A 13,858-nucleotide genomic window follows, 5' to 3' on the forward strand; every position below is an offset into this window, starting at 1 on the left:
GCAAAATCCGTCGGCAAACCGGTATCTCGGCACATGGGCGGCGTCACGGTTCGTCCAGGTAACGTCGTCCGCGGCCGCCGGATTGTTGCCCCGGCGGAGACGAAAGGTCGTCCCGCGACGAAGGCAGCAGCAGGGCATTTTTCACCGTCCGCGACGAAGTGGGCCGTGGAAGATGACTACGCATCCGTCAAAACGTGGGCGCGACTCCTCCCGAGTGAGAGCAGACCGTTCTCGCCAGGAACAGTCCGAGCGGACGACACCGGATGGATGGACAAAATGCAGCAGCGTCGTATCACCGAACTGCCTGAAAAGTTCACCCAGTAGCCATCGGTCATTGGGTTAGTGATGTGTACGAGTCCCACACAATAGTTCGATGATATCCAAGTACACCGGGTTTCATTCGCCTGGAGCATTGACGATGAAGTATCTCTTATCTCTACGGTGCGCGATCTTGCTCGCAGTGATGGGCGCGTCGCTGCACGGCGTGCCGGCGCTCGCTCAAGAGCGCGAGGTGCCGGTCGTCGGCAAACGGCCTGCGATGAATGCCATGACCGCGGAGCCCGCTGCATCAACGTCGCAGGCTGCGTCGGACACCGCTGCCAGCCGTGAGGCGCAGGGCCACATCGCCGAACTGATCCAGATGATTCACGACTCGAAGCTGGTAGAACTGCGTACTACTTACAACGGGAGCTTTGGCGCGAGTCTCTTTTTCCATCCCGACGAAATGACGTACTACGTAGCGTTGTTTCAGGATCGTCATATCTGGCGCGTGATCAAGACACAGGATGACACACGGGCGGAAGCAATCTATGCAGGGTTCGTTCAGCAGACGTCACAACTGGCGGACATCGAAGTCCATCGTACGCAGTTGCAGGCTCAGAACGTGTTTCTGGATCGCGTGATTGCCTCGCAGGCTGATCGCGCGAGACACCTGCAGGCTGATCTCGAGATTGGTCGCACGCAGCAGGCTCAGGTCAATGACCGTCAGCGGCTGATGCAGGCTGAAGCAGTCGCGCTGCGCACCGAAAAAGACAAGGCTCAGGCGGCGTTGCGCGCACTGCAAAAGCAGATTCAACTGTTGCAGCGCCAAACCGAGGCGGGTTTGCCCACGGGCATATAAGGGGGACATGCCGCCGCAGTGCGGCCTGGCAAGCGCTGGCGTCGCACGCCAGTAGTTCGACCGTCTTAAGACATGTCAACTCGCGTGCCGACCTCAAAAATATGGGTTCTTATATGAAGGCGCCCCGTCTTGCCAGATCTTGCGACTCATCTTTTGCTTCAACTTTCCCTATCCCGCACACACCGAAACCCCGCATACACATACTGATAATGCGGCTGAAACCAGTTGCGAAACTCCGGCCGCAGCATGCACAGCGCGGTACGCGCCGAGCCGCCCTTCAACACGTAATGCTGCCCATCGAAGAAGTTGGCCGAATAGCCGGGATAAAACGGAAACGCTTCGAAGCCCGGCAACGCTTCGAATAGCGTCGATGTCCATTCCCAGCCATTGCCGAATTGGCCTTCCGCGCCGAATGCGCTGACGTTGTCGGGATGCGCATCGACGGGCCGCGGGTCCCAGCTACGGAAATCGAAGTTGCCCGAAGCCGCATGCGGCGCACCCTGCGCCGCACGTTGCCATTGCGCTTCCGTCGGCAAGGCTTTGCCGGCCCAGCGCGAGTAGGCGCTCGCTTCGGCGTGGCTCACGTAGACAGGCCAATCGAGCGGCAGGGGCACGTCGTCGAACATCGTGCGCAGCATCCATGCGGCGTCGCCGTCTTTCGCCGGGCGCTGTGACCAGCCGGCGGGATGCGCGATATGCTCCGCTTCCTTCCACGCCCAGTCCTTCTCCGACCACCACTTCGGCTCGCGATAACCGCCGCTTTCGAGGAACTCGAGGAACGCACCATTCGTGACCATGTATCGGTCGATCTCGAACGCAGGCACATCCACGCCCATCTCACCGAATTCGTTGTCCCAGCCGAAACGGCCGGCTTCGCGCGGCATGCCGAGCACGGTCGTGCCCGCCGGCACGCGGACCATCGACGACAACGCGTCGCGCCGTTCCGTGCGCGTCACCACGGGCTCGCGCAAGGCGGTGTTCTTCTGAGCGAGCGGCAACTGATGCAGCATGTACGCGAGCGTTTCCGCATGCATCAACCGATGCTCGATCGCGACATTCAACAACTGCACGGCCGCCTCGTCGTGCGCCAGATTGCCGAGTTCGTCGAGCGCGGCGTCGATCTGACCGCGCGCGCGCGTTGCATACTCGCGCACCGTGTCGAGCGACGGCCAATCGCCGGGTTGATCAGTAGGAAAGCCGCCGTCTACCGGATCGATACCGAAGGCGAACAAGTGGTCGAGTTCCGGCGCGAAAGCCGGAAGTTCGAACAGACGCTGGTCGAGCAGATTGCGATCGAACGCTTCGAGATGGCCGATGTAGAACACGACGCGGTGACGCTCGCGGATCGGCCGTTCATAGAGGTAGTCGGGTTTGACGATCGCAAACAGGGCGTCGGTGACTTGACGTGCGTCGTTCAGGCGTTGCACTAGCGGGTGATGCGGGGCAGGATCGCGATTCATTTCGCCGGGTCTCCATGCAACACGGTTGCTGTGGGGGGACGGTCTGAAAACTTTACCCGCTCGCAGGCGGCGTGCCAAGGCGAACTGCGCGTCCCGTTCAGCCGGCCTGGCCGCTCAGACCTGCCGCAACCCTTCGAGATCGACGATCCGGATGTGCTTGCCCTGTGTGTCGATCAGGCCACGCTTTTGAAATCTTGACAGGGTCCGGCTGACCGTTTCGAGCGTCATGCCGAGGTAGCTGCCCATGTCCTCGCGCGTCATGCGCAGGTTGAATTCCGACCACGAGTAGCCGCGCTGCGCATTGCGTTGCGATACGTCGAGCAGGAAGGCGGCGACGCGCTCGTCGGCGGACAGCGAGCCGAGCACCATCAACTGCGCGGCCTCGTTGACGATCTGCGCGCCCAGCAGCTTGTGCATGCGCTCCTGCATTGAGCTGATTTCGCGGCACAGCACCTTCAACGCACTATAGGGGACGATGCAGACCGTGCTGTCTTCCAGTGCGACGGCGCTGCACGCGTGCACGTCCGCGCTGATGCCGTCGAGCCCGAGCGGCTCGCCGGCGAGACGCAAACCGGTGACCTGCTCGCGGCCGTCGCGGTGGATCATCACGGTTTTCATCGAGCCGGAACGCAGCGCATAGATACTGTCGAAGGGGTCGCCGCTGCGATACAACGCTTCGCCGCGCGGCACCGAGCGCGCCGAGCAGATCAGCGTTTCGAGCTTCGGCATCTCCTGTGCCGACAGCCCTTGCGGCATGCAGATCTGACGCATCGAGCAACTGGAACAGCGTGCGGCCGTACGCGCGGTTGCGCGTGACGCCACAGTCTCGCGGTTACGGCGCCCGGCGGTGCCGGCGGAGCGGGTCGGGGAACGGGTCACAGCAGAGGGATTCAGCATGTTGTGCACGCGATTTTTTTGGTAGTGAAATTGTCCCACCCGCCATGACACGCAACTGGCGGCAAAGTGACGCGTGCGCTTGCGAACGTGGGAAGTTGAGCCACCGCGGGTCTGGACGACGGTGCGCGTCGACGGACAGCGTGGCTCGGTGCCGGGGGGCAGCGCGTGGCGCGTCGCCCCGCGAGTGATGAGAAAGTCAGGTGGGTTCCTTGTCGCTGCCGGCGGCGGAAGGTACCAGCAGAACCGGCAGCGTGGCCTGGCGCACGCAGCGCTCGGCGACGCTGCCGAGAATCAGCCGCTGGAAGCCACGCCGGCCGTGCGTGCCCATCACGAGCAGGTCGGCGTTGAATTCGGCCGCGGCCTGCAGCACGATTTCGGCGACGTCACCGAGCGACGAAGCTTCGGAGACCGCCGGGTCGCCCTTCACACCCTGTGCCTCCATGGCTTTCGAAAATTCGGCACGCAGCTCCTGGCCCTCCTCGATCAAGCGGTTGCGCAGGATCGACGGGTCGTAGCCGGGCGCCTCGAAATACATTGGGGTGTTCTCGACGACGTAAAAAGGCCGTAACACCGCGCCGTTCGATTTGGCGAGATCGAGCGCCGCTTCGAACGCCCGGCGCGAGGTATTGCTGCCATCGACCGCTACAAGGATGCGTTTGTACATATCGGCTCCGCGTCAAAAATACGTCTGCCACATTGATTGCCGCGGCAGGGTTCATTGATCTTTTATACCAAGCAAGCTTAGATGATTGCCGGAAAAGGTGCATGCGACCAGGATGTAAATCAAACATTTGCCAAATTTTTTGGCTTCGGGCGGACAAAATGAAGGACGCGAGGGCAAGCGCGAGCGGCCTCGCGGGTGTGCAGTCCGCATAAGTTTCCTGAAACCGGGGCAGAGTTGGCCTTACAATCAGCCCATATTCAGACAAGCTGACTAGTCCGCTGATGAACGATCGAAAAACCAAGGGCTTACCCGACCAGATCTACGGCGACATTCTCAACCGCATCCTCGAAGGCGAGTACAAGGAAGGCGAGCGATTGCCGACCGAGCACGCGCTGGCGGAGCGTTTCGCCACATCCCGGCCGACCGTGCGCGAGGCGCTCGCGCGGTTGCGGGCCGACGGCATCATCTCGACGCGGCACGGCTCCGGCACGACCGTCGCGCGACGGCCGGACCCGGACGTGCGCCGCTTCGCGCCGCTCGAGACGCTGTCCGATATCCGCCGCTGCTACGAATTTCGCATCGTGACCGAGGCGGGGGCGGCGGCCCAGGCGGCGCTAAAGGCCGACGCCGACGACATCGAGGCGATCCAGCATGCCTGGGACGAGCTCGAGCGAATCATCGAGGCGCAGGGGATCGGCGCGAAGGACGACTTCCTGTTCCATCAGGCGGTCGCGCGGGCGTCGAAGAATCCGTTCTTCATCACGGTGATGTCGTTCATCGAGGAACAGATCCTGTTCAGCATGAACCTGTCGCGCAATCTGTCGCTCGTCAAGACGGTCGAGCGGCAGCGGCTGGTGCAGGCCGAGCACATGGCGGTGCTCGACGCGATCCGCCGCAAGGACGCGGCGGGCGCGGGCGCCGCCATGCGCGCGCATCTCGAGAACGCGCTCGAACGGATGTTCGGTTCCTGAGTCCGCAGGCGGGTGAGGGCGTCCCGGCTCAGGCCGCGGCGGCGACCGGCCCAAATAGCGCGGTCAGCGTTTTCGCGCTCACCGCGACGTCGAGCGCGACGGCCCGCTCGACGCCGATCTGCAGCGGCGGCCCGAGCCGGCTGATGTCGAGGCCGGCCCGGCGCAGCATCCGTTCGATCGGCGTGGTGGTCACCGTGACGTAACGCGTGATGCCCATGCGCTGCGCGAAGCGCATCACTTCCTGAATCGCACGGATTGTCATATCCGTGAAACCAAACGACTGTTCCTCTCCGCCGGTTTCGATCGCCCAGCGGCTCAGTTCCCAGATGTGCCGCCCGACCGGTGCCTCGGCGCCATGCAGCAACTGCGGGAAAGTGTCTTTCAGCATATTGGGGCCTTCGGTCGGCATCAGCCGCCAACAACCGCGCAACCGCTCGTCATCGCCCTGAATCAGCATGTAGTGCGGCCCGAGCGCATCGTAGCCGTCTATCTCCATCCCCGCGATGGTCGGAATTTCCCAGCCCAGCCGGCCGTGAAAGACACGGGCTCGCAGGCGGTACATCTCGTTGATCAGTTCGTTGTCGAAATCCTGCCGCATTCCAATCCGGATCGTGGTTTGCATGACGTTCTCCTGTACGTGTTGGGGTATGCCAAATACGCAGAAAAACTTATGCATTCTGAATCTTCGCGCCACCTACCTACCTGGATAGGTGTGGATGCTTATCGGGTAACGCAGAATTCGAACACGTATCCGCCAATAACCTACAAGGCTCTAAAATGGAACTTCTCGACAATCACTGGCAACCGCAAACCCACCTCCAGGCGCGTCCCTCGGAGGTCTCTTCGGCAGTGGATCGCGTTCTGATCATTGCCTACCGGAAGAAGAAAAAAGAAAGCCAGCGCCGTTTCTGGGCTCGCTTTGGCGTCACGCAATCGCGCGGCAGCCGCTTCGAGTCGGGTGCGGAGATCCCGGCGCCGGTGTCGATCCTGCTGGGTCTGTACTTCACGAAAACCGTGTCGGACGCCGATCTGGGCCGCGCCGAACGCGTGATGTACAGCCGCGACGCCGCCGCGCTGCTCAACCCGGGTCAATAAGCCCGAGCTGCGCGGCGATCACGGCCGCCGCGCGCCGCGAATTCACGCCGAATTTCGCCCTGATGTTTTTCATGTGGAAGTTCACCACGGCTTCCGAGCAACTCAGGATGTGGGATATCTCCCAGGTGGATTTGCCGCGCGCGGTCCATTTCAGGCATTCGCGCTCGCGCGGCGTGAGCTTCGGCATCAAGGTTTGTGCGTGCGAATTCAGATGCTGCTTGCTGGTGTCGATCACCAGGTCACGCAACAGCACGAGGTTCGGCAGGGCGGCGTTCACATGGCGACGAAACCCCTCTGACGGTTTGTCGTCATTGACGAAGCACATCATGCCAGCTTCCTGATTCGGCCCATGAATCGGCAGTGTCACGCCCGCACCCAGACCGTACGAACGCGCTTCCTCATACAAGGATTGCTGCGCCGGGGTGGCGAAAAGTTCTGGCGTCCAGATCAGCGGCGCGGAGCGCGACAGGCAATGCGCGACCGTCGGGTCGATATGAACCATGCCTTGTTCGTCATACGTCTGGCGCCATGCCGGCGCATAAGTGCTGCGCAGGTAAGCGTCCTCGAGACGCATGGTTGGCCGCGGCAGCATGGCGACCAGAATCCTGTCGAAGCCCCACGTTTCGGCGAGGCCCGTAATCGCGCCGAACCATTCCGCCTCGTCGGCGGCGTCCAGTAGCGGTGCCATCTGCTCGATAAAGTGTAGCGACAATTTTTTGACTCTCTCAGGCTCGCAAACATCCTAGTCGCGGTTAATAGCGGCCAAACTGCGGTCCGCTCTTTTGATCCGCATAATCTATCACTAAAAACTCAAATGCAATGCGCCGCCGCGCTGCGGGGTAAACGATAACCTTCGCGCGGCAGCAAGGGTGGCGTTGCCGATGATTATGCTGATTGAAATAAATCATTGGGTCGCCGCGGATTCGCCGGCGATTAATGCGGCTAATCCGCGTCCGGCGAACGGATTTTAATGTGTTTCATTGACGGTATTATTTCCGTTGCGCATTTAAATTAATTGCATTTACCCGATTATCTGGGACGGCGGCCGTATTGCTCGCTGCCCTGTTGCCCAGAAAGAAGCCGGCGCCAGTGTCACACATGGCACGGGTAGGATCTATTGTCGTACAAAAGGAGAATTCGTGACGTGCTACCGGCAGTTCGACCTTCGGCGGTGTCTGGGAATTCGTCGCGCGCCGGTTGTTTGACAACATTGCAACGCCAATGCTACCGTAAAAGCCCCCGCATTGCGCGTTTTCCCAACCACCATGAACGAATCCCCGCTTCGCGACGGCGAGTTCGCCGCGTCGGTTATGGCCGTGCCTCCGCTCGCGCGCCGCGCCGACTACACGCTCGACCCCGCGCAGAATCTCGCGCTGATCCGTCATATCGAAGCGGGCGGCGTGCGCACGCTACTGTATGGTGGTAACGCGAACCTCTATCACGTCGCGGTCAGCGAGTACCGCGAACTGCTGGACCTGCTTGCCGACGCCGCGAGCCCCGCGACGCGCGTGATTCCGGCGCTCGGTCCCGACTACGGCAAGATGCTCGACCAGGCGCGCATCCTCGCGCAGACCCGTTACCGTACCGCGATGGTGCTGCCGCTCGGCGGCTTCACGACGTCCGACGGCGTCGAGACGGGCCTCATGCGGATCGCCGACACGGCCGGCATGCCGCTCACGCTCTATATCAAGAGCGAAAACTACGTCGATGTCGATACGCTCGCGCGGCTCGTCGAGCGTGGGACGTTGAGCGCGGTCAAATATGCGATCCCGCGCGACAATCCCGCTGACGATCCCTATCTGCGCCGGCTGCTGCAAGGCGTGCCGGCCGCGAAGATCGTGTCGGGCATGGGCGAGCGGCCGGCGCTCGTGCATCTGCGTGAGTTTGGGCTCGCCGCCTGGACGACCGGCAGCGGCTGCATCGCGCCGAGCATGGTGATGGCGCTGCTGCGCGCGGTGCAAAGCGGCCAGAGCGCTGCTAGCGCCGATAGTGCCGACAGTGCCGATCACATCGCCGCCGAACGCCTGTACGATGCGTTCATGCCGCTCGAAACGCTGCGCACCGACATCTCGCTGATCCGCGTGCTGCACGACGCGATCACGTTCTCGGGTCTCGCCGACATGGGGCCGCTGCTGCCGCTGCTCAGTTCGACGCCGCGCGAGCATCATGCGAAGATCGCACAGGCCGCGCATACGCTGCTCGCTCTCGAGCGCGCGTTCGCGTCCAGTCACCCGAACCGCTCCGACACACAGGCAACCGCATGACCGACGACAGCCGACGCTATCCCGATCCCTCCATCCGCGTGTTCGACCCGCGCTTCAAGTCGTTGATTCTCGCGTCGGCGTCGGTCGAATGTTTGTATCAGGGCACCCGCTGGTCGGAGGGGCCCGTGTGGTTCGGCGATGGCCGCTATCTGCTGTGGAGCGACATACCGAACGACCGCATCCTGCGCTGGGACGAAACGACGGGCGCGGTCAGCACGTTTCGCCAATCGTCGAACAACGCGAACGGCCATACGCGTGATCGCGAAGGGCGTCTCGTCAGTTGCGAGCACTTGACGCGGCGTGTCACGCGCACCGAATACGACGGCTCGATCACCGTGCTCGCCGATCGCTATCAGGGCAAGCGCTTCAATTCGCCGAACGACGTGGTCGTCAAATCGGACGGCTCGATCTGGTTCACCGACCCGACCTTCGGCATCGACGGTTTCTACGAGGGCGAGCAGCAGCCGTCCGAGTTGACGGCGAGCGTGTATCGGATCGACGGCCAGTCGGGCGAGGTGTCGATGCTGATCGACGATGTGCTCGCGCCGAACGGTCTCGCGTTTTCACCGGACGAATCGCTGCTGTACGTCGTCCAGTCGCGCGGCGAGCCGCGCAAGATCCGCGTGTTCGACGTCGATGCCAATGGCAAAGGCACGACGGTGTCGAACAATCGTGTGCTGATCGATGCGGGTGCGGGCACGCCCGACGGTTTCCGTGTCGACGTGCACGGCAACCTGTGGTGCGGCTGGGGCATGGGCACCGACGAGCTCGACGGCGTACGCGTGTTCTCCGCGCAAGGCGAACCGCTCGGCCATATCGCGTTGCCGGAGCGGTGCGCGAACGTGTGCTTCGGCGGACGGCATCGCAACCGCCTGTTCATGGCCGCGAGCCATGGCCTGTATTCCGTGTTCGTGAACACGCAAGGCGTGCGCGGCGGTTGAGCAGTTGTCCGCTTACCAGACAACCGGCGCCGCAACCGGTGTGAGGGCTCGGGTTTGCCCTTAACGCGCGTTGCAACGCGTTGCACGACAAGGATCTCACGTCAAAACGGCCGTTTTCGCGCACCAGACGCGTTGCTGACTATTTGCTTGACATCGGCTGTTGCGCTTCGCTATGTTCCGTTGGTAGAAATACACCGCCCGCAGCACATCGATCGGCGGGCTTCCATACCAAGAAGCGAGGAGACGCAATGACTGTTCCGCACAGGTTGTCGCTCAAGCTGGTATCTGTCTGTATCGCCGCCAGCGCCGCATTCACCCCTGCCGCGCATGCGGCCGATCCGGTCACGATCAATATCGTCGACGTGGCCGGCGATCTTCAACTCACGCAGAAGGGCTTCGAGGCGTTCAAGGCGAAGTATCCGAATCTCGTCGCGAACATGACCTTCACGAACGCGCCCGCGCCGCAATTGCCCGGCAAGATCAAGGCGATGCAGGCTGCCGGCCGCTCCGACATCGATCTCGTGCTGACCGGCACCGACGCGCTCGCCGCCGGCATCGAACAGAACCTCTGGATCAAGCTGCTGCCCGATAACGCGGCCCAATTCCCCGGCGTGCTCGACAAGTACGCGCCGGGTCCGCGCAAGATGCAGGACCTTGCGCAAGGCTACGGGCTGGAGGTCGCGTATATGCCGGCCGGTCCGCTGCTCGAATACAACCCGGCCAAGGTCAGCGATCCGCCGAAGACGCCCGAGCAACTGCTGCAATGGTGCAAGGCCCACCCCGACAAGCTGATCTACGCGCGGCCGGCGAATTCCGGCCCTGGCCGCACGTTCCTGATGGGCTTGCCCTACGTGCTCGGGGATAAGGACCCGCAAGACCCCGTGCATGGCTGGGACAAGACGTGGGCGTTCCTCAAACAGCTGAACGATTGCATTCCGTACTATCCGGGCGGCACCTCGGCGGTGATGAAGGAACTCGGCGAAGGCACGCGTGACATGACCGTGACCGTGACCGGGTGGGACATCAATCCGCGCGCGCTCGGCATCGTGCCGGCCGAATTCCGCGTGCAGCCGCTGGACAACATGACGTGGGTCAACGACGCCCACTACATGGTGATTCCGAAGGGCGTGCCGAAGGAAAAGCTCGACGTGCTGTACAAGATGATGAACTTCATGCTGGAGCCCGCGCAGCAGGCGCTGACCTACGACGACGGCTATTTCTATCCGGGCCCGGCGATCAAGGGCGTCACCGTCGAGCAGGCGCCCGCGCATAGCCAGGAGGTGCTGCAGAAGTATGGCCGCCCCGAATACGCGAAGATGTTGACCGATCGTCCGCATGCATTGCCGCTGAATGCGGCGGCGATGGTGGCGGCCTTCAAGAAGTGGGATACCGACGTCGGCGCGCAGAAGACTCGTTAGGCCCGCGCCAAGGCCACGGGAAACGAGGCGAAACGCAGCGCGACGTAAGGTATCGTCGCGCTGCGTGTTTTCGGCGACCACACGTTGCCCTGTGTGACGTGTACTTCGCCTCACGCGGATCAGGAAACCGCCATGAAGCATCAATTTGAACAGTTGCGGCTCGATTCGGTGAGCCGCAGTTTCACGAATGCGCAAGGCCACGCGGTCGCCGCGCTGCAGGGTCTCGATCTGACGATCCGGCGTGGCGAGTTCATCGCGCTGCTGGGACCGTCGGGCTGTGGCAAGTCGACCGCGCTGAACTGCATCGCCGGATTGCAGCCGCTCACCGGCGGCGGCATCTGGCTCGACGAGCGGCGCATCGACGTGCTGCCGCCGGAAAAACGCGGCTTCGGCATGGTGTTCCAGAACTACGCGCTGTTCCCGCATATGAGCGTGCTCGACAACGTCGGCTTCGGGCTGAAGATGCGCGGTGTCGGCAGGAGCGAGATCGCGCGTCGTGCGCGCGAGGCCTTGCAACTCGTGCAACTGACCGGTCACGAGCACAAGCTGCCCGGCCAGTTGTCCGGTGGCCAGCAGCAGCGCGTCGCGATCGCGCGTGCGATCGTGATCGAGCCGCCGCTGATCCTGATGGACGAGCCGCTGTCGAATCTCGACACGAAGCTGCGCATCGAAATGCGCGCGGAGATTCGCCGCATCCATACGCAGCTCGAACGCGCGACGCTGTACGTGACGCATGATCAGGACGAAGCGCTGTCGATGGCCGATCGCATCGTCGTGATGAAGGAGGGCGTCGTGCAGCAGGTCGCGACGCCGAAGGAAGTCTATACACGGCCGCGCAATCTGCACGTCGCCCGCTTCATGGGCTATCGCAATGTCGCCGAGTTCACGCTGGAGGGTACGCAGGGCGACGCTGTCGTGGTCAGTGCGAACGGCGTGCGGCTCATCGGCACGCCGATGGCGGGCTTCGATAGCAAACGCGTGAGCGTCGCGCTGCGTCCCGAAGACATGGAGCGCGCCGAACCCGGCGCCGATAACGCGTTCGATGCCCTGATCGACGCGGTCGAATACGGTGGCCATGATTCGCTGCTGCGCGCGAAGACCGCGTTCGGCGAGGTGTGGGCGCGCGTGAGCGGCGAATCCGCCGAGGGCGAGCGCATCACGCTGCGCGTGCGGCCCTCGTGCGTGCTGGTCTACGACGCCGAGGCCGCATGAACACGTCGACGCTATCTCCTCCATTGAGACAGCGCGACGCCAAAGCGTGGCTCGTCGCGCCCGCGCTGCTCTTCATCGTCGCGTTGTTCATCTATCCGTTCGCCTATGGCCTCGCGCTGTCGTTCCGGCCGATGAACGGCGGCAGCATGTGGGCCAACTATCTGACGTTCTTCACCGACACGTCGATGTGGCCGACGATCCTCGTCACGCTGAAGCTCTCGGTGCCGGCCACGCTGATCAACGTCGGCGTGTCGGTGCCGGTCGCGTTCGCGCTGCGCCGCTACTCGCGCTATCAGAAGTTCGTCACGACCTTGCTGGTGATTCCGGTGACGCTCGGCACCGTGCTGATCGCCGACGGCATGCTGACGTACTTCGGTCCCCACGGCTGGCTGCCGCAGGCGTTGCAGGCGCTGCATCTGTACACGCAGGAAATGCGGCTCACGCACAACTTCACCGGCGTGCTGCTGTCGCTGATCGTGTCGGGCTTTCCGTTCGCGTTTCTGTTGACGCTGTCGTACGTGACCGGGATCGATCCGACGCTCGCGGCCGCGGCCGCGACGCTCGGCGCGAGTCCGTGGCAACAGTTTCGCCGCATCTATCTGCCGCTGCTCGTGCCGGGGTTGACGATGGCCGCGTGTCTCTCGTTCGTGCAGGCGTTCTCGGTGTTTCCATCGGCCGTGCTGCTCGGCGCGCCCGCTGGTCCGACGCGCGTGATGTCGATCGCCGCGGCAGAAGCTGCGTTCGAGAGCTACGACTATTCGCTCGCCTCGGCGATCGCGATGGTGATGGGCTTCGTGCAATTGCTGGTGGTCGCCGCGCTGCTCGGCGCGCGCCGCTGGTTCTATCGCGGTCCCGCAACCGGAGGCAAAGGCTGATGACGACCGATCATCGCGCGACGCAGCCCGACTGGTCCGGCTCCACGTCCGCATCCGCCGCGCCTCAGCCCGGCGACGGCGCCCGCGAGCCCGCGCAACACGCACGTCAGCGCGCCAACCTGCCGGGCCGCATCTGGCAGGCGCTGGTGTGGGCCGTGATGGGGTTCTTCCTGATCAACGTCGTGTTGCTGATCGCCACCGTCGCGGTCAATTCGATCGCGACGCGCTGGTTCGGCACCGCGTTGCCGCAAGGCTTCACGCTGCACTGGTATGCGCAGGCATGGAGCGACTTCCAGCTCGCGAGCGTGCTGTGGGTGACCGTGCAGGTGGTCGGCGCGGTCGTGCTGCTGTCGGTGCTGCTCGGCGTGCCGGCCGCGTATGCGCTCGCGCGCGTGCAATTCCCGGGCAAGCGCCTTGCCATGCTGATCTTCCTGCTGCCGTTGATGGTGCCGCCCGTCACCTACGGCATTCCGATGGCGACCGTGATGTACAAGGTCGGACTGGCCGGCACGCTAGGGGGCGTGATTCTTGCGAACCTCGTCCCCGCGCTGCCGTTCGTGATTCTCGTGATGACGCCGTTCATCGAGCAGATCGACCCCAATCTCGAGGCGGCCGCGCGCATTTTCGGCGCGAACACGTTCCGCTATTTCCGTTATGTGCTGCTGCCGCTGCTCGTGCCGGGTATGCTGGCGGCAGGGCTGCTCGTGCTGGTACGCACGATCGGCATGTTCGAGCTGACGTTTTTTACGGCCGGACCGGCGACGCAAACGCTCGTGGTCGCGTTGTACTACGCTGTGTTTTCGACCGGCGTGCGCGCGCCGCAATCGATCGATGCGATGGCAATGATCTATATGGCGATCACGTTGATCTGGGTGCTGATCGCACTCCAGTTCGTGAGCCCGACGCAGATCGTGTCTCGCGTAAAAGAACAGAGGCGCTGA

14 protein-coding genes are annotated in these 13,858 nt (G+C 63.1%); 9 read left to right on the top strand and 5 right to left on the bottom strand.

The features are described 5' to 3' along the window. Nucleotides 1-418: 418 nt before the first annotated feature. Nucleotides 419-1,120, top strand: coding sequence for a DUF2968 domain-containing protein (locus tag CI15_RS22580; protein WP_062131309.1), 702 nt, complete (start codon nucleotides 419-421; stop codon nucleotides 1,118-1,120). Nucleotides 1,121-1,278: 158 nt separating this feature from the next. On the opposite strand, the gene CI15_RS22585 is transcribed toward CI15_RS22580, so the two are convergent. From CI15_RS22585 to CI15_RS22595, 3 genes are all read right to left on the bottom strand, one after another. Then, complete coding sequence (locus CI15_RS22585) at nucleotides 1,279-2,580, bottom strand: SUMF1/EgtB/PvdO family nonheme iron enzyme (RefSeq protein WP_062131312.1); 1,302 nt, start codon at nucleotides 2,578-2,580, stop codon at nucleotides 1,279-1,281. Nucleotides 2,581-2,694: 114 nt separating this feature from the next. Then, nucleotides 2,695-3,477: a helix-turn-helix domain-containing protein gene (locus tag CI15_RS22590; protein ID WP_420915871.1), complete on the bottom strand. Its 783-nt coding sequence runs from the start codon at nucleotides 3,475-3,477 to the stop codon at nucleotides 2,695-2,697. A 196-nt stretch (nucleotides 3,478-3,673) separates the two neighbouring features. Further along, entirely contained in the window at nucleotides 3,674-4,141 is a 468-nt protein-coding gene (locus CI15_RS22595; protein ID WP_062131317.1) for a universal stress protein, read from the bottom strand. A 281-nt stretch (nucleotides 4,142-4,422) separates the two neighbouring features. On the opposite strand from CI15_RS22595, the gene CI15_RS22600 reads away from it, so the two are divergent. Continuing rightward, nucleotides 4,423-5,112: a FadR/GntR family transcriptional regulator gene (locus tag CI15_RS22600; protein WP_062131320.1), complete on the top strand. Its 690-nt coding sequence runs from the start codon at nucleotides 4,423-4,425 to the stop codon at nucleotides 5,110-5,112. Nucleotides 5,113-5,140: 28 nt separating this feature from the next. Here the strand turns inward: CI15_RS22600 and CI15_RS22605 are convergent, their stop codons facing one another. Further along, nucleotides 5,141-5,734 carry an acyl-homoserine-lactone synthase gene (locus tag CI15_RS22605; RefSeq protein WP_062131323.1) on the bottom strand — a complete coding sequence of 198 codons (594 nt, stop codon included), beginning with the start codon at nucleotides 5,732-5,734 and terminating at the stop codon, nucleotides 5,141-5,143. Between the two features lie 155 nt (nucleotides 5,735-5,889). On the opposite strand from CI15_RS22605, the gene CI15_RS22610 reads away from it, so the two are divergent. Next, nucleotides 5,890-6,207 (top strand): helix-turn-helix domain-containing protein, encoded by a 318-nt coding sequence (locus tag CI15_RS22610; protein ID WP_062131326.1) that lies wholly within the window; start codon nucleotides 5,890-5,892, stop codon nucleotides 6,205-6,207. Here CI15_RS22610 and CI15_RS22615 read toward each other — a convergent pair. Beyond that, nucleotides 6,191-6,895, bottom strand: coding sequence for a helix-turn-helix transcriptional regulator (locus CI15_RS22615; RefSeq protein ID WP_062131329.1), 705 nt, complete (start codon nucleotides 6,893-6,895; stop codon nucleotides 6,191-6,193). The two genes, CI15_RS22610 and CI15_RS22615, sit on opposite strands and share 17 nt — an antisense overlap. Nucleotides 6,896-7,472: 577 nt before the next feature. On the opposite strand from CI15_RS22615, the gene CI15_RS22620 reads away from it, so the two are divergent. The 6 genes from CI15_RS22620 (at nucleotide 7,473) to CI15_RS22645 (ending at nucleotide 13,858) form a co-directional block, all read left to right on the top strand. Next, on the top strand, nucleotides 7,473-8,471 hold the full coding sequence (locus CI15_RS22620; protein ID WP_062131331.1) for a dihydrodipicolinate synthase family protein: 999 nt from the start codon (nucleotides 7,473-7,475) through the stop codon (nucleotides 8,469-8,471). After that, the gene (locus CI15_RS22625) at nucleotides 8,468-9,412 is read left to right on the top strand and encodes an SMP-30/gluconolactonase/LRE family protein (RefSeq protein WP_062131334.1); all 945 of its coding nucleotides are present in this window, start codon (nucleotides 8,468-8,470) and stop codon (nucleotides 9,410-9,412) included. The genes CI15_RS22620 and CI15_RS22625 overlap by 4 nt, the downstream gene beginning before the upstream one ends. 248 nt (nucleotides 9,413-9,660) lie before the next feature. Continuing rightward, nucleotides 9,661-10,830: an extracellular solute-binding protein gene (locus CI15_RS22630; RefSeq protein ID WP_062131336.1), complete on the top strand. Its 1,170-nt coding sequence runs from the start codon at nucleotides 9,661-9,663 to the stop codon at nucleotides 10,828-10,830. A 132-nt stretch (nucleotides 10,831-10,962) separates the two neighbouring features. After that, nucleotides 10,963-12,042 (top strand): ABC transporter ATP-binding protein, encoded by a 1,080-nt coding sequence (locus CI15_RS22635; RefSeq protein ID WP_062131339.1) that lies wholly within the window; start codon nucleotides 10,963-10,965, stop codon nucleotides 12,040-12,042. After that, nucleotides 12,039-12,917 carry an ABC transporter permease gene (locus CI15_RS22640; protein ID WP_062131342.1) on the top strand — a complete coding sequence of 293 codons (879 nt, stop codon included), beginning with the start codon at nucleotides 12,039-12,041 and terminating at the stop codon, nucleotides 12,915-12,917. The genes CI15_RS22635 and CI15_RS22640 overlap by 4 nt, the downstream gene beginning before the upstream one ends. Next, on the top strand, nucleotides 12,917-13,858 hold the full coding sequence (locus CI15_RS22645; protein ID WP_062131344.1) for an ABC transporter permease: 942 nt from the start codon (nucleotides 12,917-12,919) through the stop codon (nucleotides 13,856-13,858). Before CI15_RS22640 ends, CI15_RS22645 begins: the two co-directional genes overlap by 1 nt.

The organism is Paraburkholderia monticola (assembly GCF_001580545.1).
GTDB classification, from domain to species: Bacteria; Pseudomonadota; Gammaproteobacteria; order Burkholderiales; family Burkholderiaceae; genus Paraburkholderia; species Paraburkholderia monticola.